Annotated in this window: 16 protein-coding genes and 1 pseudogene; 9 read left to right on the top strand and 8 right to left on the bottom strand. The window is 72.0% G+C overall.

From position 1 onward, the window contains the following. Positions 1 to 238 precede the first annotated feature (238 nt). Complete coding sequence (locus N5875_RS01530) at positions 239 to 793, top strand: hypothetical protein (RefSeq protein ID WP_338491376.1); 555 nt, start codon at positions 239 to 241, stop codon at positions 791 to 793. Positions 794 to 809: 16 nt separating this feature from the next. Then, positions 810 to 1,727: a hypothetical protein gene (locus N5875_RS01525; RefSeq protein ID WP_338491375.1), complete on the top strand. Its 918-nt coding sequence runs from the start codon at positions 810 to 812 to the stop codon at positions 1,725 to 1,727. Positions 1,728 to 1,852: 125 nt separating this feature from the next. Here the strand turns inward: N5875_RS01525 and N5875_RS01520 are convergent, their stop codons facing one another. Then, a complete protein-coding gene (locus N5875_RS01520) occupies positions 1,853 to 1,999 on the bottom strand; it encodes a hypothetical protein (protein WP_318210386.1) in 147 nt (48 codons plus the stop codon). Between the two features lie 1,641 nt (positions 2,000 to 3,640). Here N5875_RS01520 and N5875_RS01515 point away from each other — a divergent pair. The 5 genes and pseudogenes from N5875_RS01515 (at position 3,641) to N5875_RS01495 (ending at position 6,476) form a co-directional block, all read left to right on the top strand. Continuing rightward, complete coding sequence (locus N5875_RS01515) at positions 3,641 to 4,126, top strand: ATP-binding protein (RefSeq protein WP_318210385.1); 486 nt, start codon at positions 3,641 to 3,643, stop codon at positions 4,124 to 4,126. A gap of 74 nt (positions 4,127 to 4,200) precedes the next feature. After that, positions 4,201 to 4,416, top strand: a complete 216-nt coding sequence (locus N5875_RS01510; protein WP_338491374.1) for a hypothetical protein — start codon at positions 4,201 to 4,203, stop codon at positions 4,414 to 4,416. A 224-nt stretch (positions 4,417 to 4,640) separates the two neighbouring features. Further along, positions 4,641 to 5,066, top strand: a complete 426-nt coding sequence (locus N5875_RS01505) for an SsgA family sporulation/cell division regulator (protein WP_318210384.1) — start codon at positions 4,641 to 4,643, stop codon at positions 5,064 to 5,066. Between the two features lie 140 nt (positions 5,067 to 5,206). Continuing rightward, entirely contained in the window at positions 5,207 to 6,058 is an 852-nt protein-coding gene (locus tag N5875_RS01500; RefSeq protein ID WP_338491372.1) for an RNA polymerase sigma factor SigF, read from the top strand. Between the two features lie 59 nt (positions 6,059 to 6,117). Beyond that, a pseudogene (locus N5875_RS01495) lies at positions 6,118 to 6,476 on the top strand (hypothetical protein). Between the two features lie 147 nt (positions 6,477 to 6,623). Here the strand turns inward: N5875_RS01495 and N5875_RS01490 are convergent. The 6 genes from N5875_RS01490 to N5875_RS01465 all read right to left on the bottom strand — a co-directional run bounded on the left by N5875_RS01490 (position 6,624) and on the right by N5875_RS01465 (position 17,536). Continuing rightward, a complete protein-coding gene (locus tag N5875_RS01490; RefSeq protein ID WP_318210594.1) occupies positions 6,624 to 8,939 on the bottom strand; it encodes a DUF4157 domain-containing protein in 2,316 nt (771 codons plus the stop codon). Positions 8,940 to 9,455: 516 nt separating this feature from the next. Continuing rightward, entirely contained in the window at positions 9,456 to 10,472 is a 1,017-nt protein-coding gene (locus N5875_RS01485; protein ID WP_338491371.1) for an NADPH:quinone oxidoreductase family protein, read from the bottom strand. A 46-nt stretch (positions 10,473 to 10,518) separates the two neighbouring features. Continuing rightward, positions 10,519 to 10,884 (bottom strand): MerR family transcriptional regulator, encoded by a 366-nt coding sequence (locus N5875_RS01480; protein WP_338491369.1) that lies wholly within the window; start codon positions 10,882 to 10,884, stop codon positions 10,519 to 10,521. 303 nt (positions 10,885 to 11,187) lie between these two features. Then, entirely contained in the window at positions 11,188 to 14,214 is a 3,027-nt protein-coding gene (locus N5875_RS01475) for a hypothetical protein (RefSeq protein ID WP_338491367.1), read from the bottom strand. Further along, a complete protein-coding gene (locus N5875_RS01470; protein WP_338491364.1) occupies positions 14,215 to 16,095 on the bottom strand; it encodes an HSP90 family protein in 1,881 nt (626 codons plus the stop codon). It abuts the gene before it with no gap. 463 nt (positions 16,096 to 16,558) lie between these two features. Beyond that, positions 16,559 to 17,536, bottom strand: coding sequence for a hypothetical protein (locus tag N5875_RS01465; RefSeq protein WP_338491362.1), 978 nt, complete (start codon positions 17,534 to 17,536; stop codon positions 16,559 to 16,561). Positions 17,537 to 17,867: 331 nt separating this feature from the next. Here N5875_RS01465 and N5875_RS01460 point away from each other — a divergent pair, with 331 nt between their 5' ends. After that, complete coding sequence (locus N5875_RS01460; protein ID WP_338491360.1) at positions 17,868 to 18,980, top strand: hypothetical protein; 1,113 nt, start codon at positions 17,868 to 17,870, stop codon at positions 18,978 to 18,980. A 118-nt stretch (positions 18,981 to 19,098) separates the two neighbouring features. On the opposite strand, the gene N5875_RS01455 is transcribed toward N5875_RS01460, so the two are convergent. After that, the gene (locus tag N5875_RS01455) at positions 19,099 to 19,857 is read right to left on the bottom strand and encodes a hypothetical protein (RefSeq protein ID WP_338491358.1); all 759 of its coding nucleotides are present in this window, start codon (positions 19,855 to 19,857) and stop codon (positions 19,099 to 19,101) included. Between the two features lie 407 nt (positions 19,858 to 20,264). On the opposite strand from N5875_RS01455, the gene N5875_RS01450 reads away from it, so the two are divergent. Next, on the top strand, positions 20,265 to 21,368 hold the full coding sequence (locus N5875_RS01450; protein WP_338491356.1) for a PP2C family protein-serine/threonine phosphatase: 1,104 nt from the start codon (positions 20,265 to 20,267) through the stop codon (positions 21,366 to 21,368). The last annotated feature ends 541 nt before the right edge of the window (positions 21,369 to 21,909 follow it).

Below are 21,909 nucleotides of genomic sequence, written 5' to 3'. Positions count from 1 at the left end.
CACACGTCGGGCGAGGCGGTCCCATCCACGCGGCTACCCGGCTGTGCCGCCCTCATCCACGGCGGTTCTCCGCCCGCATCAGCGGACCAACCGCCGGGCGGCACGTGACGCAAGGTCCCTGGATGCCCGGTTTGCGTGCGGTGCCATGGGGCACGCGGACTCCCATGAGTCCTGGGGCTCGAAAGAACCGGGACACAACAGCGTGACTCCGCGAGAGCACGCGAAAGGGTGAGAGCAGATGCCGACCGCAATCGTCCTGGCCGTCGTCGCGGTCCTCGTCGTTGCCGGGCTCCTCGCCGGCGTGGCGGTGGACCGCCGACGGCGAGCGCGACTGCGCGATCGCTTCGGGCCCGAGTACGAACGGGCCGTCGAGGCGACCGGCAGCAGAAGGGCCGCGGAACAGGAACTGGACGCTCGCGCACGACGCTTCGCCGACCTGGAGATCAAGCCCGTACCCGGTGAGGTGCAGCAACAGTACGCCCGGCGGTGGATGCGCATCCAGGAGGAGTTCGTGGACCGGCCCGAGGCCGCCGTCCGCGACGCCGACGAGCTGGTGACGGCGCTGATGCGCGACCGCGGCTACCCCGACGAGGGGTACGAGCAACTGCTGCGCGACCTGTCCGTGCGACACGGCCGCGCCCTGGAGCAGTACCGGGCGGCCCTGGAGGTCCGTGCGATGACCACCGACAAGTCCGCCACCACCGAACAGCTGAGGGGCGCGATGATGCACTACCGCACCCTCTTCGACGACCTGCTCGCCGACGGCGAGCCGACCGGCACCCGCCGGTCCTGACGCGGAGGCAGGAGAGATGCGACACCACGACAGGTCCGAGCGCACGACTCAGGCGCCGAGCCGACGCCACCAGACGGACCCGATGGGCCGACGCCCCGAACCCATGGCCGGCCGCCCGGACGCCACGGCCGACCGCTCCGACACCTGGGCCGGACAGGACCGTTCCGGCTCCGCGCGCCCCGCGTCCGGGACGGCCGGAGGCGATGCGGAGCGGCCGCCGCCGGAGCACAGTCCGGCGGTCGCGCCGACAGCGCCGCGACACGCCCAGCCCGGGACCGCCGACGCCCGGGACGATCAGCCGCGGCCTGCCGACGCCTGGGACGATCAGCCGCGGCCTGCCGACGCCCGGGACGACCAGCCCCGGCCCGCCGACGCCCGGAACGCCCAGCCCCAGCCCTCCGACCCCGGGCAGGTGCCGCCCCCGCAGGTGCCGTCCCAGCGGACGACGTCCGCGCACCCGCCCGCGCCGCCGGTCGCGCCCCAGACCCCGCCCATGCCAGTCGAGCCCCCCGGCCACGGCGGCCCGCCTCGCCATGCGGCGCCCGCCCCGCAGGACCCGAGGCAGAACGCGCACGGCGCCGGTGCCGTCGCCGGGGGTGCCGGGGAGCACGGACCGGACCACGCCCGCTCCGCACGACCCGCCGGCGAGGCGGACGCGGAGGAGATCCCGGACCTGCTCGGCCCCGCCGGGGAAGCAGAGTTCCGCAGGCGCTGGCACGAGGTCCAGGGTCGGTTCGTCGACGACCCCCGCCAGGCGGTCCACGCGGCGGACGTGCTCGTCGGGGACGTGATGAGGGCCCTGGCCGACACCTTCGCCCTGCACCGGCATGCCCTGGAGGGGCAGTGGAGCCAGGGACTGGAGGCCGACACCGAGAGTCTGCGCCGCGCCCTGTGCCAGTACCGCGCCCTGTTCCACCGCCTCCTGTCCACCTGACGCCCGTCTGGGCGTGACCCCGGCTCCCGTGCCCCGGGCGGCGTCACCACGTGCGACGACACCCCGCGCGCCGTACAGCGCGCGGGGTGTCGTCGCACCGGCCCTCCGGGCCGGGGCCACGGCCGTCAGCGGCGGCCGCGCAGCTTGCCCAGCAGGCGCCGGGCCTGGGCGCGCCTGCGGGGGTCGGCTGCGGCCCGGCGGACGGACGCCGCCGCGCCACGGCCCTGAGGGCTGTGGGCGAATCGTTTGATACGGGCCAGCAGTGCGGTCATGGGATTCTCCTTCGGTCGAAAGGGCGGGACGGTTGCCGGTTGCCGTGGGGCGTCGCCTGTCGGAAGAACGCCACGACATGGCCGCGGCCCGCCGTGCCGGGCACCGAGTTCTCACTCCGTGTTGCCCGTCGCCGCCGTCTCACACCCCGAAATCGCCTGGGCCCCTGGAATCTCCGTATCGACGCGGCCCGGACGACGCCCTCTTGATGCTTCGTCAGGCATGCCACCGGCACGGCCCGCCCGCGCGTCGACGGGGCGCGCTGTTTCAGCTCGACCTCGACGAAGGCCAGCGGGGCGGTACCGGCGTTGACGACCTCGTGCTCGCCACCGGCCGGGCGGGCTTAGGACGCGCCCGCCCTCAGTTCGGAGACGGTGACCGTTCCGTCGGGGGTGATCACATGGGTACGCCCGTCGGTGACGGGGACAACGACCCCGACGGCAGGTTAGGCCCCCGCCTTCCTCTCCTGGCCCCGGGCTGCCTCTGGAGTGACGAGAAGTGGGTGGCATGGATTCCGGTTGCCGGGGCATGCGGGTGTTGAGCGACGGGACACGCTCACGCCGGGCGATCCACGGTTCCCCCCTTCCCGTGGGTCGGCGGCACCGGGTGCGGCCCGCACCAGTGGAGGTGCGGGCCGCACCCATGCCGCCGTACGCCTGAGGCCGTCTTCGGGTTTGACCGCCGGAAGAGCGGCAAACCGAACGGAGAGGCACCGAAGCGCTCGCGGCGTTCGGCGTTCCGTCGCGGTCCCGGGGGCGCAGGGGCGCCACCACGCGTCGGCTGGGCCGCCCAGGCACCCACCGCGGCGATCGGGCCGACCGTTCCGTCGCCGCACATGGCCCCCGGCGATGCCGCCGTCACGGCAGCCGGAGTCCGCAGTCCCGTCCGAAGATCCCAGCGCCACGGGCCGGAGCGGCGGGAGCCGCACGCAAGCTCCCGCCGCGCCCCCCGACGCGCCGCGCGGACGGAACGGGGCGGAGCGATGGGCCGAGGGTCCCGCCACCGGTGGCGGCCGCCCGGACCAGGCCGGACGTGGTGAGCACGGAGACGACGGTGCCGACGGCGGCGGGCTCGGTTCGGGACACCGGGGCCGCCGGCGCTCCGGGCGTGGGCGGGCAGCCGCTCCACGACGGCGAAGGCGCCCGTCGCGGACGGGGGTCCGCCCAGGCGCTCGCGAGGTCGGTCGATCCGCCCGGTGTCTGACGCGGCACGGTGCCGCGCCGGACGGAAGCCCCCGGTTCTTCACGGGGGCTTTCGCCTTGCGGTGCCGGGTGGGCCGGGCGTGGCAGGCACCCGCCGGAGAGCACACGGCACCGGACGGGCCCCGGCGCCCGTGCTCCGGCCCGTGCCGGCCACCTGAGCTGTGCGGACGCCCCGGAGCCGTCGTGCGGGCGCTGCGCGAAACACCCCGTGGCGCACGGGGCGCCGTCCTCGTACTCTGTCTCGACCGGCGCGGCCACGGGGCCGGGACACCGGGCGGGGGACGGCACGAGGAGCCCGGTCCGCCCCTGCCGCCGTCCCCTGGCGTTCCGTCGTCGGGTGTGATCCCCGTTGCGGGCGGTGTGGGAACCATGAAGACGGGAAGGCGGAGTACGAGGTGGCCGGCCGCGCCGACCCACCGGGACGAGGGGAGTACCAGCGCCATGACGGACGCGATCACCGTGGAGCGTGCGACACCGGAGCCGCTGCTTTCCGCAAGCGCCGTCTACGGCGACGCCTCCCACGGCGGAGCGATCGCCGCCGCCCGCGCCTTCACGGCCGACTTCCTCGCGGCCGCCCCGTCCGTGCGTCCCGAACCGGTGGCGGGCGAGCGTGTCGAACTGGCGCAGTTGGTGGTCAGCGAGCTGGTGACCAACGCGATCCGGCACACGGGCGGCCCCTGTCGACTGCTGCTGGAACTGCGTCCGGACACCCTGGAGATCTCGGTCTTCGACCGCGAGGCCGCCGCCCCCGTACCGCGCGGACACGATCCCCGTCGCATCGGACAGCACGGCGTCGAGATCGTCGTCGCGGTCTGCGAGAGCCTGACGGTGGAGCCCGAGCCGGAGGGGAAGAGGGTCCGTGCGTGTCTCTCGCTCCTGCCGGAGTACGCCGGCGCGGCCGACCCGGCGGACCGGATTCCGCACTGACGCACGCACCGGCTCCGTACCGGCCCGCCGGGTCCGGCCTGGGCGAGCGCGGGGGAGCGGGTCGCTGCACGGACGTGACAGGCGTGGTGGGGGCCGGACGCGGTCTCGTCCTGTCCGCGTTCGACTTCTCCGGAGCCCGGGGCCGCTTCCGCAGACCGGCGGAGACGGGAGTGATGCTCCACCACGCCACGGCCACGGCCACGGCCACGCCGACACCGAACACCAGGATCATCGTGACCGGCACGACGGAATCCTTCCGGGTCGAGGACCGCGTTCGAGGATCCGGCTGACCGCGAACAGGACGCCTCAACGCGTTCCTCCGCCACGCCTCCGACGCACCTGGCCGATCTGACCGTGCCACGGGAGCCGGAGCAACGCTGACGGCCCATCAGGTCTTCACGAAACCATGACACCATCGACGCATCCATCGTGCGGGCATGAGGTGTAGCAGAGACGCGACGGGTCAGGCGAACACCGCACCCCTCGCCCACAGTTGCCTCAGCCGGAGGACGTCATGACCCAGCCCCCAGTCGCCCCGCTCCCCTCACCGCGCGTCGTCACGCAGCCCATGGTCATGGAGCTGCTCGCCCCGGACGTGGTGGCCCGGATCGACACCGCCGTCAGCTACAACTCCCGCGATCCGCACGCCTTGAGCATCGCCTTCCACGTCATGGGCGAGGATCCTGTGGTGTGGCGCCTCGACCGTGAGATGGTCCTCACCGGATCGCTGAAGCCCACCGGCGAGGCAGACGTCCACCTGCGGCCCGCCCCCGACGGCACACTCCTCCTGCGGCTCGGGCCGGCCGGGCACTGCGCCACGATCAGGTGCGACCAGGAGGCCCTTGCCCGCTTCGTGCGGGACACCTTCGCTCTGGTGCCGCAGGGCACGGAGGAGCGCCACCATGACTGGCGCCCGCTGCTCGCCCTCCTCGGTCGTTGAGGCAGCCCCGACGGAGGCTCGGAGGAGGGCTGCTGAGCGCCACTCAGGGAGTTCGTCGGTGTGGATGTGGAAGCTCCGGGTAGGCGAGCCGACACACAGCCACGCATCCCGGCAAGGGATACACGTGAAAGGGGAATGGTGTGACGGTCACAACGATGTCGGCCACGGAAACCGAGGCCGGAACGGGAACGCTGCCGCTGATCCCGGACGCGGTGGCGGTCGCACCCAAGGATGCGCGGGCCCTGTCGAAGGTCTTCTTCCAGGAGCTCGCGGTGCTGGAGGAGGGGACGCACGAGTACCAGTACGCGCGCAACACCCTCATCGAGATGAACATGAGCCTGGTCCGCTACGCCGCCGGGCGGTTCCGTCACCGCGCCGACGAGATGGAGGACATCGTCCAGGTCGGCATGATCGGCCTGATCAAGGCGATCGACCGCTTCGAGCTCTCACGGGAGGTCGAGTTCACCACCTTCGCCGTGCCCTACATCGTCGGCGAGATCAAGAGGTTCTTCCGGGACACCTCGTGGGCGGTGCACGTACCCCGCCGGCTGCAGGAGGCCCGGGTGGAGCTGGCCAAGGCGACCGAGGAGCTCAGCACGCGCCTCGGCCGGATGCCGACGGTCAAGGAGCTCGCCGAGCTGATGAGCCTCACGGAGGAAGAGGTGACCGAGGCGCGGCTGGCCTCCAACGGCTACAACTCCTCGTCGCTCGACGCCGTGCTCAGCGGTGACGACGAGGACCACGACGCCTCCCTCGCCGACTTCATCGGCAGCGAGGACCCCGCCATGGAGCTGGTGGAGGACTTCCAGTCCCTGGCCCCGCTCATCGCCGACCTCGAAGAGCGCGATCGGCGCATCATCCATCTGAGGTTCGTCGAGGAACTCACCCAGGCCCAGATAGGGGAACGTCTGGGCTGCTCCCAGATGCACGTCTCGCGCCTGCTCTCGCGCACCGTGAAGCGCTTGCGCGCGGGCCTGCTGGAAACCGCCTGAACCGGCCGGCCGTCCGCGCGCCGCGCCGCCCGAATCGGCGCGGCGCGTGGGTGACGGCCTTGAGGCCCCGCAGCCCTGGAGACACGCCGAACGGCGGGACGGTGGCGGCGCCCGCCGAGCCCGCGAGAGCGAAGGCGGCGGCCCCGGTTCGACGCGGGCCGGGGCGGTTCGTGCGGGCGCTCATCGCCCTGGCGGCCCTCGTGGGCATGGTGGCCTTCGCCGTGGTCCTGGCCAGACTCACCCTGGAGGCCTCGCCGGCGTCCGTCCCCCTCACCCACAGCAAGACGACGTCCTCCTCAACACGACGGGAGCGCTCCTCGGCTACGTGATCGTCGGCCGACGGCTGGGCCGTGCCGTCCACCCCCGCACCCGCCCCCGCTGGTGGCGGCGTCGGCGCCAGGGCGACTCGCCCGCCTGACACCCCGGTACGACCGCAGGCGGCCGGTCGAAACGACGAGAATCCCGCCCGACATGACGATCGGACGGGCTCTCGTCACCGTTTCCGGCCTCCCGACGACGAAACGCTACGACGAAGTCGGCCACGGTCCCACATGCTCAAGGTCGCTCAGACGATGTCGAACAGGTTCCTCTCCCGGTCGCTGAGCGGGACCCCCCTGCTGCCGTCCACATCCGTACGGAGCAGTTGGCGGGCTTGTTCCAGCATGATGGCGCGGGCGTCGAATTGCACATGCGGGTACGCCTCTTGGGAGGTGTCGGCCCAGTGTTCCAGAACCTGGGTGATGCGAGGCCCCTCGATCTCTTCATTGAGCGACCTGCTGCGCTCCAACACACCTATCGTGGCCGGGCGGTGGCGCGATACCCGCATGGGTCGCTGCCCCGAGGCCGCCATGGCTTGCCGCTCTCGATCCATCAGGGCGCGGATGGACTGCGTACGAAGTGCGCCGGTGTCCAGAAGCCCGAGGGCTTCTGCCGTGGCGGCCGCGCCCGACAGGCCGCCGTACAGCAAACGCTGGTGAATGCCGGCCTCTCCGTGCCCCCGGGCTTCGCCGTTCTCATCGGCGGGTCCACCGCCGGTGGCCAGTCGGCTCGCGTTCTCCAGGGTGAGGCATCCTCTGATCAGCATGCTGAGCATGGCCTCCCAGAAGTTCGGGCGGTTCTCCCCTCCTGACGCGAGGAGGGTGATGCAACGGGTGATTTTTTCGTGGAGGCCGTCCCTGAGCGTTTCCCAGCTCGTGCGGCCTTCGTCATCGGCAGGCGGCCCGGACTGCCGGCTGAATTGAAGAGAGCGCTGCGCCCAGCCGACGACGTGCCCGATCGGCTTCTCCTGTGTCGCGTTGATGGCGGCCTCGTAGATCGCTTTCCATGCGATGGTGTGCGAACGCTGAAGCGGGCGGAACTGGGTCGGCGGGCGCTCACGCCGGCTCAGTTCGACGGCAGAGGTCCACAACTCTCCGGTGTACGCATGCGAATCCACCTCGACATCGGCCACGAACCCGCTGTCCAGCACACCGAAGTCGAGAGGGCTGAGCAGCTCGTCGTTGGGATTCCTGAGGTATTCCTGGAGGGTCGGCTGTGCGGCTCGCCCCAGTACAGCGGTGCGGGCGTCGTGGAGCTGCTGGTAGTGGGGTGCCAGGTATTCTGTGACGTTGGGGAATCCCGTGGCAACCGTCTTCCAGAAGTGCGGCTCCGCAACCGCGCGCTGGCCACTGTCCGATGGCTGTTCGTACAGACCGCGAAGAATAGTGTCCATGATGAGCCGGGGCTCCATACGGTCGTTCCCCGTGCGGGATTCCTCCCTGCGGAGCAAGGCCATCCGGTGCCCTTCGGCGTCACCACCGGACCTCCCGCCGAAGGAGGCCGCGGGGCTGAGCTGATAGGCCTCCATATAAAGCCTGATGAGCCGCGCCAGACCATGCTGCCATTCCTGCACGGGAACGGCGTGGTTCCGCATGTCCGTCAGCAGACCCTGCGTCATCGCGATCTTTGCACGGAATTGCGGGATCATGTGCCTGGTTCTCTGGACGAACAGTGCGTCACTTGTGCTGTCCAGCTCCTGCACTTCATTGTAGATGTACGTGAGCAGGTGTTCGGCAGCCTTGTTCGCATGAGAGGTCAGCGTTGCCCGCAGCAGGGTCCAGGCTGTGGTGTGGTTGTTCTGTCCGTCGTCACCGTACTGGGTCGGCGGACGGTCCCTGTCGCTGATCACGATATCCCCGACCCAGACGTCTCCGTAACGCACAGGGTCCTGGGCGTTACTGAAAGCCTGGACGTGCGCACGAAAATCACTGGACGGTTCGTAACGGGAAAGGTCCAGGGTGCGTTGGCGAAGAAGAGGGGGCGGTGCGAAGCCCCCCGTGGTCGAATGTCCGTCCAGATCCATGTCCATCCGCTGCAGCGCGACCGGCCCTGTCGTCGCACTGGCAGGCCGGGCCGTCGCACCCGGAGCGGCGACCGCCTGGGCGGAAGGCCCCCGCATGGCGCGCGTGGCATTGCTCTCGGCCTCACGTTCGAACCGGTCCGACGGGTCGGAGACCCGTAGTCCCGCGCCGTTGTCGGTCCCCGCCACAGGGCCCTGACGCTGCTGGATCACATGCGTCAGTTCATGGGCGAGGGTGTGCTGGTCCGCTCCACCCACTCCGAGCACGACATGGTTGCCGGAGGTGTAGGCGCGGGCACCGACCTGGGCAGCGGAGGCCCGAGCGGCAGTGTCGTCGTGCACGCGGACGTCCGAGAAGTCGGCGCCGAGCCGGGTCTCCATGTCGGTCCGCGTCTCGTCGTCCAGAGGCCTACCGCTGGTGCGCAGCACGTCATGGACGGCGGAGCGCTGAACGGTGGGTTGCTCGGCCTGCTGATGCCCGCAGCCGGCATCGTGCTGATGCTGCTCCGGCTGTGCCCAGGGATGTCCGGCCTCGCGGAGCATCTGCACCACGGCAGCGTTCCCCGCGCTCGACTGCAGGGCCAGGAGGCCCGCGGGGGACCTGGTCGAGGGCACCGCCTTGGCGGAGGAACCGTCTGACGTGTGGGCTTGTTCGTTGGCGGCGTGCATCGGATCCCCTCACGGGCTGCGTGCCCGGCGTGCTGGGCGGATGGGCGCCGGCGGCGGGCGACAGGCGACTACGGCCGGCGAACCCACGACCCTTCCAGACGACGCCAACGCACCCCTAACGTCCGCACGGCACCGGCCGACGATTCGGCGCCCCCGCGTTAGCGGACCCTCGGGGCGTGGGAATCGGCGGCAGGTGAGGAGTCGGCGGGCTGACAGCACGTCAGCAGTGCCTGACGAAGCCCTGTGTGCCGCGCCGCGTCCCACCGCCACCGGCCTGTTCCAACTCGCCCACCTCATGGGCGGAGCCCTCGGCCCGGCCCTGGCAACCACGCTCGTCCTCAGCTGAGCAACCGATCCGCACGGGAGCATGACCCGCGCGCGCGGGCGTGCCTAACCCCAGGGGTCGAGAGCGAGCTTGCCCCGGGTATGGCCCGCTTCGAGCTGCTGCAGCACCATCGCTCCCTCCGCCAGGGGGTGGACCCGGGGGATACCCGGCGGATACACGCCGCGGGCGATGAGCGCCTCGATCTCGACGAGCAACGACTGGTGGACAGACGGGGCCGCGCCCGCCAGCGCACCGATGTGCAGTCCCTTGACCTGAACCTGGTGGGTGAAGACCAGGTCGTGCGTCGTCAGGGTGGCATCGCCGGACGCGGCGCCGAACACGACGATGCGTCCGGTGAAGGGTTTGGTGACCGACAGGCTGGTCCTGAACGTGGCCTGCCCCACTGATTCCAGGACCAGATCGACGCCGCCGGTCAGGCGGGTGATCTCCTCGGCCAGATCAGGGCGTCGACTGTCCAGGACCTCGTCGGCGCCGAGGGCTTCGACGGTGTCGTGCTTCGCCGGTGACGCCGTGGCGATCACACGCGCACCGTAGTGGCGGGCGAGGCGAACGGCGGCCTGCCCCACACCTCCGGCCGCGGCATGGACGAGGACCACCTCACCCGCCTTGATCTCGCCCAGGGGTTTCAGTGCCGCCAAGGCGGTGGCCCAGTTCAACACCAGTCCGAGAGCGGCGGCGTCGCTCCAGCCGGACGGCACGGGGAGTACCCCCGCGGCCGACATCGTCATGTACTGCGCGAAGGCGCCGGGGCCGACTCCGACGACGTGGGTGCCGAGCGGCAGCGGACTCCCGACACCCGGGCCGACGCCCACGATCTCGCCGGCGGCCTCGAAGCCCGCCGCATACGGGGCCTGCGGGCCCCCTCCGTACGTGCCACGGGTCTGCATGACGTCAGCGAAGTTGACCCCGGCGGCGCCCACGCGGATCAGGTACTCGCCCCGCCCCGCGGTGGGGCGGCGCTGATCGGTCATGAGGACCAGGTCCTCCGGTCCTCGATGCGACCGCTGGATCAGTGCTCGCATCGTCTGCTCGGCAGTGTGCTGCTGCTCGTTGGTCTCCATGCACCGAACGTAGGAGCCTGACACTTGCGTCAAGGTCAAGTGCCGGTCAGAGATCAGTACGGCGGGCCTCGCGCAGGTAGGCGTCGAGTGCCGCCTGCTGATCGCTGAGAACGGCGATGCGAGCAGCGAGCCGATCACGATGACTCTGCACTTCGTGCAGGAACTCCGAGCACACCGCGTCGGTGCCGGCATCGGAACCGTCGGTGAGACGGGGCAGGAGTTCCCTGATCAGCCGCACGGGCAGCCCGGACTCCAGCAGGGTGCGGATGACGAGCACCCGGTCGATCGTGGACTGGCAGTAGTCACGGAACCCATTGCTGAAACGGCCAGGGACGATCAGGCCCTCGTCCTCGTAGTGCCGCAACGATCTCGCACTCACACCGCTGACTCTGGAGGCTTCGCTGATCTTCATACCTGGAGGCAACACCCGGGACCACCGCGATCTTCCGGCCCTGTCGCCACGAGGCCGCTGCCGTCGACGGTGATGTCCGGCGAGGTTCGGGATGCGGCGCCGGCCTTGTTCGTAGAGGGGGGACGGCGCCTGCCTGGTGATGCGGGCAAGCAGGCCACTTGGTTCACGCCGAAGGTCTTCGAACCGCTGTAGGAGTCGTCCCCGGGCAAGGAGTCACTTGACGCCCTTCCGGATCACGACGACGGGGTCAGTGCAGCGGCCTCTGTGGCCGGTGCACTGACCCCGTCGTCGTCCTGCCGCCCGTCAGCGGGAGCGGAGGTCCTGGCAGAGGGCGTCCAGGATGTGGGCCGCCTCGGGGTGGCCCGCCTGCCGGGAGCGTGCCGAGGCAGCGGTCAGACGGCTGATGGCCGCGGCGGCGCGGTCGAGGCCGTCGCCTTCGATCAGGGCCGCGATGCGGACCGCCTCGGCCCGTGGGATTTCGCCCCGTTCGCCGCCCTCGTCGTGTGCGGCGATGGCGGACTCGGCCTCCGGGAGGGCCTCGTCGAAGCGCCCCGCCTCGGCGAGGACCCGGGCGCGCCGGTAGTGGTTCTCGCCGCGTTCGTACCAGACGGCGAAGTCCTCCTCGCCGGAGGGCAGAGCGGCGAGGACCGCGTCGGCTCGGGCCAGGTACTCGAGCGCCGTGTCGGTGCCCTCGCTGTCGCGGGTCTGGAGGGTGAGACGGGCGAACTCCCGCATCATCAGGGTGATGAGCGGGGGGTTGGGGGCCTCGGCGTGGGCGGCGAGGGCGCGTTCGTACGCCGTGTCCGCCGCCTCCCAGCGCTCGGCGAGGGCAAGAGTGGTCGCCGCCTCGGCCGCCACCAGCGTGAGGACGCCGCCACGGTCCTTCGCGGACCAGCCCGCGACGGTGTCGGCGAGACGGAGCAGCTCCTCGGCTGCCGGGAGGTACTCCTCCAGGTCGCGCAGGCCGCGGCCCAGGGTCAGGCGCCCCTGGGCGAGCATGCGTTCGTCGACGGTGGGCGGCACGTCGGCGAGGGCGGACTCCAGCACGGCCACGGCGTCGGCCTGCCGGCCGGACCGGGCGAGGACGTCGGCGAGCTGGAGGCGCGCCTCGATGGCGCTCCCGGGGTCGTCCGTCCGGTCGAAACGGGCGGCGGCCTCGGAGAGGTGGCGTACGGCTCCGTTCACGTCGTCGAGATGTGTCGCGGCGTGGCCGAGCAGCAGGTACGTCGGGCCGAGCGGGAGGGTGGGGTCGTCGTGGGCGACGGCGTCGGCGATCGCGGAGTGGAGCAGGTCCGTCGCCTCCTGCGGCCGGTCCTGGGCGAGGAGCAACTGCGCGAGATGGATGGACGGGCGCGGCAGGCGCCAGGGCCGGTCGGCGGATTCGATCTCCTGGAGGGCGGCGCGGAGTTCCTGTTCGGCCTCGGTCAGGTCACCGCGGCGCGCCAGCAGGTCGGCGCGGAACTGACGGGCGTTGGCGGCTTGGTGGGGGTAGCCGAGACGGGACGCCTCGGAGCACAGGGTGTCGACGCTCCTCTCGAACCGCTCGGTGAGGGTGTCGACGTCGTCCGTCCCCTCCGAACCCTCCTGGTCCTTCTCGTCCTCCTCCGCGCGCGCCAGAGCGGCGTGCAGCTCCAGGTGCGCGGCGAACGTCACCGAGTAGCGGAGGGAGAGGTACGCGAGGATGCGCTCGGCGCGCAGGTCGGTGCCGAAAGCGGCCTCCCCGTCGCCGAGCGGCTCGCCGTCGAAGGGGGTCGCGATGAGCAGCTTGTCCGCCTCGCGGAGCATGTCGTCGAGGGCGGTCCGGATCGAGGCGCGGTCGGGGGCGGCCATTTCGCCGTCGCGGGACCCCGGGGCGGCGGTCCAGGCGCGAGAGCGGGCCCTGGCGGCGAGCGCGTGCCAGGGCATGTCCAGACCCTCGAAGTGCCGCACGGCCGTGTCGAGTTCGGCGGCACCGCTCGTGTGGCGGTCCTTGAACCAGAGCTGCTCCGCTCTGTGTTCGGCGAGTTCCGCGGCCAGGAGGCCTTCGGGGCCGAGGGTGTCGTCGTACGGCTCGGTGGCGTCGGCGAGCCGTTCGGCGACGCACGCCCAGAGCCTGCTGTCGCCGGGGTGGCCGTCCCGCGCCATGCGGCGGGCCTCGCGCACCAGGGTGGCGAAGTCGTCGGGAATCCCGATCCGTGCGGGGGCCGGGGTCGCGGGCGTGGCGCCGGCCGACACGGTGCGGGCCGCGGTCGCGCGCAGGCCGAGCGGGAGGGGCTCGTCGAGCAGCGGGGCCAGGGCGAGCCGGGCCCGGCGGCCGTCGCCGACGGACGTGGTGCCATTGCGGCTGTCGAAGGCGGCGGCGAGGGCTTCGGCCTCGCCGCGGACGTGCGTGAGGAGCTCGGCGGCGGTCCAGGCACGGCCGGGCGGGCCGGCGACGGCGGTGTCGTCGTGGCCGGCCTCGACGAGCCGGGCGATGAGGACCTCCGTACCGGTGAGGAAGTACAGGTGGTCCAGCGGGGCGCCCTTCGCCTCGAAGAGGGACCGGTTCTCCGCGAGGATCTCCAGGCCGCGGCCCTCGTTGCGGGAGTGGGCGCAGAACTCCAGGTGGTAGCCGACTTCGGCCTGCATGCCGGTGGTGCCGCGCACCTTGCGGTAGCCGGTGAGGTGGTGGGAGCGCGCCTCGTCGGTGCGTCCCGCGCGCAGCAGCGGGAGCAGCGCCCGCGCCTGGCTCATCTGGGGTTCCTCGCTGCATCGCTGCTCGCCGTCGAGGACCGGCTGCCAGAGGGCGAGGGCGGCGGCGTCGTCGCCCGAGACGAGGTGGTGCCAGGCGTGGTGCCGGGTCTCGCAGGCCTCGCAGTCGCTGAGCTCGGTGCGGGGGCGGGTGGCCCAAAGGTCGTACGCGTCGGCGAGCCCGGTGCCGGTGTGGTGCGCCAGGTGGTAGCGCATGGCCGCCACGGGCTGGACGGCGTGGTCGGCGGCCTCGTACCGGCTGCGCATTTGGTCGATCCAGCCGCCGATCGACGCCAGGGGCACCTCGGGCACCTGCAGGAGCGAGGTGGTCACCCACTTGAAGCGCCAGAAGACCTGGTGGGCCTCGTAGGGGCTGAAGGCCTCGGAGGAGGCGTCCCACAACTTGAGGATGCGGGCGAAGGCGACGGGCGACTTGCGGTGCTCGCCGGTGAACTCGTACGCCGTCATCAGTTCCAGGAGGGCGGTGACGAGCACATCGGGCTTCTCGAAGACCTCGGCGGTCTCGACGAGTTCCTCCGCGGTGACGGTGCGCGCCAGCCCGTGGGGGCGCTCGTGATTCTCACGGAGCGCCTCGAGAACCGCCTCGGGGGTGTCCAGCATTTACAGTTCCTTCCGGGGCTCGGAGCCGGGGGCCGCCTCGCCGGGCTGGTGCATGGCGTGGGTGAGCAGGCCGATGAAGGCCCGGTTGAGCAGGGCGCTCTCGCTGGCGCGCAGCGGACGTCGGCTGAGCAGCAGTGCCTGGCCGTACAGGGCTTCGGCGGTGGTGATCGCGAGACCGCGCTCGCCGATCGTGAGGGCCTGGCGGACCAGCGGGTTGAGGTGGTTCAGGACGAGCTGGGCGCGCGGGGTCTCGTCGCGGAGGGAGTTGAGGATGTCCCCCCACAGGCCGTCGCTGTCGGCGGCGAGGCTGGACCGCGTCCGTTCGTGCCGGGCGTCGCGGTTGTCGAGCAGCAGGGCGGGGGCGGTGACGGGCTGGAAGTCGCGGAGGACGACGTCGCAGTCGTGGACACCGATCGTCTCGCGGGCGACCGCGAGGAAGGCGGCGGCCCGCAGTTCGGCGCCGGGGTCGACGGCGTCGAGGTGCGCGGTGACGGTGGTCGGGTCGAGGTCGTCGACCGTGGTGCCGGGCCTGATCTCGGGCAGCCGGTGGACGAGGTCGCGGTCGTAGGTGTAGCCGCCGTTGACGACACCGAGTCCGGCTGCCGAGGCGATCGGCGCGACCTGACGGAACTCCTCGACGCTTCGGGTCACGAGGAGCGTCGGGTGGGTCCGCGCGAACTCCTCCAGGGTGACGTTGCCGTCGGAGGTCTCGAACGGCAGCCAGGGCAGCACGATGCGCAGCAGCTCGTCGTCGTGGCGGGCGAGCGCCTTGACCGCGAGGTGGTGGCTGTCGATGAAGCGGTGCAGGAGGGCGGGGTCACGGGCGGCGAGTCCGGTGAGCCACTCGCGTATCCGGTCGCCGAGGGCATCGCGTACGGCGGACAGCGTGCCGTCCTCGTACAGCGACTCGCGGGAGGCGGTCGGCCGCAGGCTGGTGGTGTCGACGACACAGCGGACGAAGAACGCCCATTCGGGGAGCAGTTCGGGGGCCTGGTCGGTGAGGAGCATGCCCTTGAGGTGGACGCGGTGCCCGGCGCGCTGGGCCGGGCTGACCGCCGTCGGCAGGACGTAGGCGACACCGCGCAGTCCGGCGGCCGGCAGGTCCAGCTCGATGGTGTCGAGCGGGGCGAAGTCGAAGAGCTCGCGGCAGTACGCGGTGTACGCCTCCCGCTTGGCGAGCGGGGAGCGGTGCGTCCGCTCCCACGGCGGCGCCGCGTTGATCCGGTGGCTCTCGCCGCGCGTGTCGATGACGGTCACGTCGTGGCGGAGGAGTCCGCCGTAATGCCGGGCGAGGGAGACGACCTGCTGGGGGGTGGTCCATTCCGCGTTGTCGGCGCGCGGGACGAGCGTCACGGTGGTGCCGGGCTCGGGGAGCGTCGCGGACGGCAGGGTCCGGATGGTGTAGCGGCCGTCGGAGTGGCCGCGCCATTCCACGGTGGGCGCGGCCGGGTCGGCGGCGGACCGGCTCAGCACGGTGATCTCGTCGGCGACGACGAAGCAGGCGAGCAGGCCGATGCCGAACTGGCCGATGAACTCGCCGCGCGCCGCGTCGAGTCCCGCGCCGTCGAGCGCCCCGTCGACGGTCCGCTTGGAGCTGCGTCCGATCGTGGCGAGGAACCGGTGTACGTCGGCCTCGGACAGGCCGATGCCGGTGTCCGTGATGGTCAGCGTCTCTCCGGTGCGCACGGTGATCGCGCCGGCGGCGTCGGGCGTGAGGGCCTGCCGGGCGGTGATGGCGTCGACAGCGTTCTGCAGCAGCTCGCGCAGGTAGACCCGGGGGCTGGAGTAGAGGTGGTGGGAGAGCAGGTCGACCAGTCCGCGCAGGTCCACTTGGAAGGTGTGGGCGGTCGGGGAGGTCTCGAAAGTCTGGGACTGGGACACCTGGGACGGTCCTTCGGTGCGTGCCCGCCCGCTCTATGGCGCGGCGGGGGCGTGATCGGGTGTGTCGTGCGTGCGTGCGTGCGTGTGGCGGGCGGGCGGGCGGGCGGGGTGGGGTGGGCGGTCGCGGTGGGCGGATGCTGTGTGCGGCTGGGGACTCGGGCTCTGCGCGGCTGGGGACCCGGGCTCTGCGCGCCTCGGGACGCAGCCCGTGGGTGAACCCGGACCCGCCTGGTGCGCGGCTCGGGAGTCGCTCCGTGCTCCGGTCCGCACTCGGCCGTGGGCGGACCCGGAGCCGGCCGCTGCGCTGCGCGGGAGTGCCGTACTCGAACGGCGTGTGTGGCGAGGGGCCATGGAAGGGCCCCGGGGTCCCAGGGCCTCCGGACGGCGGGCCGTGGGGGAGCGGGAGCTCTCGTACCCCCTGCTCCCTCCCGGGTCCGACCGGGTCGTGCCTGTCCCGCTACCGTCAGCCTCCGGCGTAGGCGCGGTACTCCTTGTACGCCTTGGCCGGGTCCGAGCCGTTGAGGTACTGCCAGGGGAACTCGGTGACCCGCCCCTCGGTGGCCCGGAAGCACTCCCGTGCGGAGGCGACGTCGCCTGCCAGCGAGAACGCCATGGCGAAGGTGTTGTAGACCTGGAGCCAGTTGCGTCCCCGTACGAAGTCCGGGTGGCGGATCGAGTGGTCGGCGGCCTCGCAGAGCGAGGCGATCACCTCGGGGCGCCTGATGTAGCGAAAGTCGGGGCCGGAGTCGAGGGCCAGCCAGTGCTCCAGGTGCGCGACCGCGACGAGCTGGCCGAGGGGCGTCCCCCCGGGCGCCGCGAAGGCCGACGTCCGGGCGAACGCGTGCATCTCCTCGTGGGAGCCGCTCCACTTCTCACAGACCTGCTGCAACCGCTGCTGGTGCGCGCCCAGGTGGTGGGGGTCGCGGCGCACGGTCGCCTCGAAGCGACGCCGTGCCACGTCCCGCTCGACCTGGAGTCCCCGGCCGGTGACCTGGAGGGCGTACCAGGGCGAGGTCCAGCCGGGTTCGCGCTCGGCGACCTCGTAGAGCCACGTCTCGGCCGTGGCCAGCCGGTCGTGGAAGAGCTGGAACTGCTCACGGGACACCTGCGAGGCACGGGCGCCCGTCCTGGCCTCCCAGGCCCAGCTGATGTGGCGGACGGCAGCCACCAGCCGCGGCAGTGGAGCCTGGGGATCCGCCGCCATGACGTCGGCGATCCAGCGTTCCGTGCCGACGACGTCGCCGACGGCCCAGAGGAGACCCGTGCGGTCCTCGCTCTCGGGCCGTGCGTCGAGCACGTCCCGTACCGTCGCCCAGTCCGAGGCCTCGGCTGCCACGCGGACGCGCCGGGCGTCCGGATCGCCGGAATCCTTGTCGACGCGCGCGACGGGCCGGCCCGTCCATCGTCCCAGCGTGTTCCCCAAGTCCCGGAGCAACGCCATATCCCCACCCCTTGCTGTAGCGCACAGGTGGTTGATGATCCTTCCACCCGTGGGTGTAGTGACTATCACGTGCGGCTGACAATCGCACACCTGTATCGGTGCGCTGACGGGTGCGCAGAAGCCCGCCGTGATCCGGCTGCCCGCGAGGCGCGTCCGAACGCGGTCCGCGAGCCTCGGACGGTACGGGGCCGGGGGCGCGCGATGTGCTCGCTCTTGGTCACCGCGCGCTCGGCGGCCGAGGAGCGCGGCCTGTCTCCCGGGCTCTGACCTCCCCGTTTCCGTTGGCCTGGACTATTGCGGAGAGTGACAAGGTCGGGAATGATCTCCCGCCGTGACACTCTTCCTCGGCACCGTGCTCGCGGTCCTTCTCGGCGGGCTCTACCACGTCCTGGTCAGCCCCCAACGCGCCACCACCTGGGCCGCGGAGCGCTTCGTCGCCACCGAGCACGGACTTCCGCCGCGTGAGGCACTCGACTCCCAACGCCCCGGCCCGCCCCCGGCGGCGCACCTTCGGGAGGAGCGCCAGGCCGTCGCCGGCGCCGCCTGGCAGGGGAACTGGAAGACCGCCGCGCGATACGTCGGCGAAGCCGGCGAGGACTGGGACGAGCGCTGGACCCGGCTCAAGCTCCTCCAGCAGGCCGCCGAGGAGGACGACGCCTGGCTCGACGCCTGGCGCGCCGCCGAGCCGGACAACTGCGACGCCGCGACCCTCCACGCGAGCCTGATGGTCCACCGCGCGTGGGCGATCCGGGGCGGCGGATACGCCCACGAGGTCATGACCTCGAACATGGAGCGTTTCAAGGCAATGCTCCCCGCCGCGATCGAGGAGGCACGGAAGGCAGCGCTGCTCGACCCCGCGAACCCGGGCCCGTGGGTCGTCATGATCACGGCGGCACGCGGTGCCCAGTACCGCCGCGCGGCGTTCAGGCCGCTCTGGGACGGGCTCGTCGCCCGCGCGCCCTACCACTACGAGGGACACTGGCAGGCCCTCCAGTACTGGTGCGCCAAGTGGTTCGGCAGCGACCGGCGCATGCTGCGGTTCGCCCGCCAGGCGGTGCGCAAGGCTCCGTACGGCAGTCCGCTCGCCGGGATCTACCTGCACGCGCTCGACGAACTCACCGAGCGGTCCTCCTTCGGCTCCGTCCCCGTCACCCCGCTGTCCAGGAACATGCTCAAGCGGGTCGCCGTATCGTTCGACCAGGTCGCGCCCGACGACGAACGTCTGCCGCTCCTGCGGCACCTCCTGGCCCACCACATGCTGAAGTCGATGCTGTACGCGGGCGCCCTGGAGCAGTTCCGCCGGATCGGACCGTGGTGCGGCGCCCCGCCCTGGCGGAAGGACGGCAACGCGGTCGTGGCCTTCGAGAACGCCCGCGGAACCGCCGTGAGACTCTCCCGCGCCCGTCCCACCTCGGCCCCCCAGACCCACGGCATCGTCCGTTGAAACGACCCCGGGGGCACGTGTAGTGGATCCTGGTCCACCTCCCGCCGCGTCCCTGGACGCGGGCCGTACCTCGGCGGGCGGGTGGTCAGGCTTCGTGGCTGGTGACGAGGGCGGACCGTCAACCCTGGGCGGCCGCCACCAGCGCGGTGAGCACGCGATGGGTCTTGCTGTCGTGGACCTCTGACAGCGTCACCCCTCGTTCGCGCACCGCCTCTTCGAGCTTGCGCTGCTTCCGCTCGGCCCGCGCCCTCAGCTCGTCCTCATCGTCCCCGTCCTTGGGCTTCACGCGGATCGCGGCCTCCAGGAAGTCCAGGCCGGCGACCGACCAGGCTTCCAGGTCGACCTCCAGATCGTCGAGCGGCACGTCCTCCACCTTCGTCGAGTGGATCGGCCCCAGGGCGACCAGCCCGTCGAACCGGACGTCGCGCGCGCAGGCGTGCACGAACTGGTCCTGCACCGCGTCGATCGGCGCGTTGGGATCGCCCCCGGGCTCCACCGCGGCCTCCAGGACGCCCGGCGGGTGATCGTGCACCAGGGAGGCGGCGAGCACACGGCCGTTCTGCGACCAGTCCTCCTCGATCCTGTACGTGACGGACAGCTGCTCCACTTCGAACGGGGCGGAGAACCGGCCGACCAGCTGTTCCCGGGTGCAGGGACGCAACTTGACGGTCAGGTCGTCCCGTCCACCCCCGACCCGGAACCGTACGATCACACCGCCGTCCAGCAGCAGCAGCTTCCCCTGCGCGGCGCCGTCCCGGTCGTCGGCGAACCAGATCCGACGCGTCATCAGTACGCCCTGCGAGGCGCCGAGAGCCGTCAGTGCCCCCGCCACGTCGCCCTCGATGTTGACCTTGATCTCGACCGGCAGCAGGTCCATGGCGTCACTCCTGCACGCGTCTCGAAAGTCGACGAAACTCTCCCGTCCAGGATATCGACGCCCTCTCTGGGCCGCAGTCCGGCTCACCGTCACCGCCGCGGCATACCGCCGTCGCTGCGCGCCCGTCGGCCGGGTTCCCCGCCCTACCCGGTGGGCGAACCCCCCTCGCGGGCCGCCGGGCCGCGCCGGGCAGCCCCGATGCCGCTCGCTCGTTCCTCCAGCGTGTCCCCCTGAGCGACGACAGCTACCGTGATTACGGTAAGCGACCTCCGATCGCTGTCTGGAGTCGACATGGCTGACCGTCCAGCCGTCTCACCCTCCTTCTGGAAGTGAGTCGTGGTAGCGCGGACTTCTGGCCGGCTCGGCCGTGGGGTGCACGGCGCACTCCGGCATAGGAGCCTGGAGGTGTGATCAAGCCACAGAAGGCGGCGGCCGGGGCGTACCGGCGGAGCTGGCTGCGCGGGGCCCCGCCACCCCGCTGGGTGCGGGTCCTGCCCGTGCTGCTGCTCGTCGGGGTCGGAGCGGCCTCCCTCACCGAATCCGTTCCGCTGGACATCGGCTTCCTGCTCGGCGCGGTGCCTCCGCTGGCCGTCCTGGCCTACGGACCCTTGGCCACGGCCTTCCTCGGCGCCGCGACGATCGCGCTGTTGACCGTTCCCCTCTTCCATTTGAACCGGCCCGGTAACACCGACCTCTTCACCCTCGGCTTCGTCGCGACCCTGAGCATCTTCGTCTCCTTCGTCCGCGGGCGCCGGGACGAGCAGCTCGACCTGGAACGTACCGTCGCCGAGACGGCCCAACGGGCCATCGTCCCGGACGTACGGCGTCGGGTCGGGCCCGTGCTCTGCGCGAGCCTGTACCGCGCCGCCGAGCGCGGCACGCTGGTGGGAGGCGACTTCTTCGACGTCCGGTCCGGCCCCCACGGGGTGCGGGCGGTCCTCGGCGACGTGCAGGGGCACGGTCTGTCGGCTGTCGCGACGGTCGCCTCCGTCCTGGGGGCGTTCCGCGAGGCCGTGCTGGACGACGTGGACGCGGAGGCGATCGCCGCGCGGCTGGACCGCAGGCTCGTGGTCGACTCGGCGGGGACGGAGCACGCGGAACTCTTCGCCACGGCCGTCTTCCTGGACTTCGCGCCGCGCGGGCGGGAGGTCCGCGTCCTGGCCTGCGGCCACCCGTCGCCGGTCCTGCTGCGCGGCGGCGCCGTGAGCACCCTGGAACTCGACCCCGGACCGCCCCTGGGACTGGGGCTCGCCGACGTCATGCCGGGAACCGCCGCCACGGTGTCGCTGCTGCCCGGGGACCGGCTGCTCCTGGCGTCGGACGGTGTCCTGGAGGCACGGAACGACTCCGGCGCCTTCTACCCCTTCGTCGAGCGGCTGGCCCGTATGACCGGTGTGGGCCTCGACCAGCTGCCCGACGAGATCTGGGCCGACCTGAGTCGGTTCGCCACCAAGATCCAGGACGATGTCACCCTTCTGATCCTCGCCTTGGACACCTCCGGGCCGGGCTGACGGGCCGGAGCTCCGGCGCCGCGCGGCGACGGCCGTGCGGGGTCGGCCGGGGCGTGGGGCCGGCTCCCAGTGCGAGCGCGGCCCGGTAATGGCGTTGCGCCAGGCTGTGGTTGCCCGCGTCCTGGGTCATCGAAGCGAGGAGATGCGAGAGGCGTGAGGCGCCCGAGAGCACGTCACGCCGGATCTGCCCTGCGGTGGCTGCGGCGGGCAACTGTCCGACGTCGTCCGAAAGATACGCCGCCGGCGCCGAGCGGGCGTGGGTGCCTCCGTAGGCGGCCGCGAGGCCGGCGAAGACCTGCGCCATCTCGTCGAGTATTCGGATGTCGTCGAGCGTGACCTGCTGGGCGATCGCGGCTGGGCCCCCGCCCCTGCCCGGTCCCGATGCGGAGCGGCCGGGGATTCGGGAAGGTAGGGCACAGGACCACAGGCTGGATGGAGGCGAGCACCGCGAAGACGATCGAGGTGACACCGCGTGGCCCGAGCCGGCCGATCGCGACGCGTTCGGGGCGGGTGAGTCGCCACCGATCGCGGAGTCGAGGGG

This window comes from Streptomyces sp. SJL17-4 (assembly GCF_036826855.1).
In the GTDB taxonomy this organism is placed as follows: Bacteria; Actinomycetota; Actinomycetes; order Streptomycetales; family Streptomycetaceae; genus Streptomyces.
Note: the sequence above shows the minus strand (reverse complement) of the source record. Positions and strands in the feature narration are given on the sequence as shown.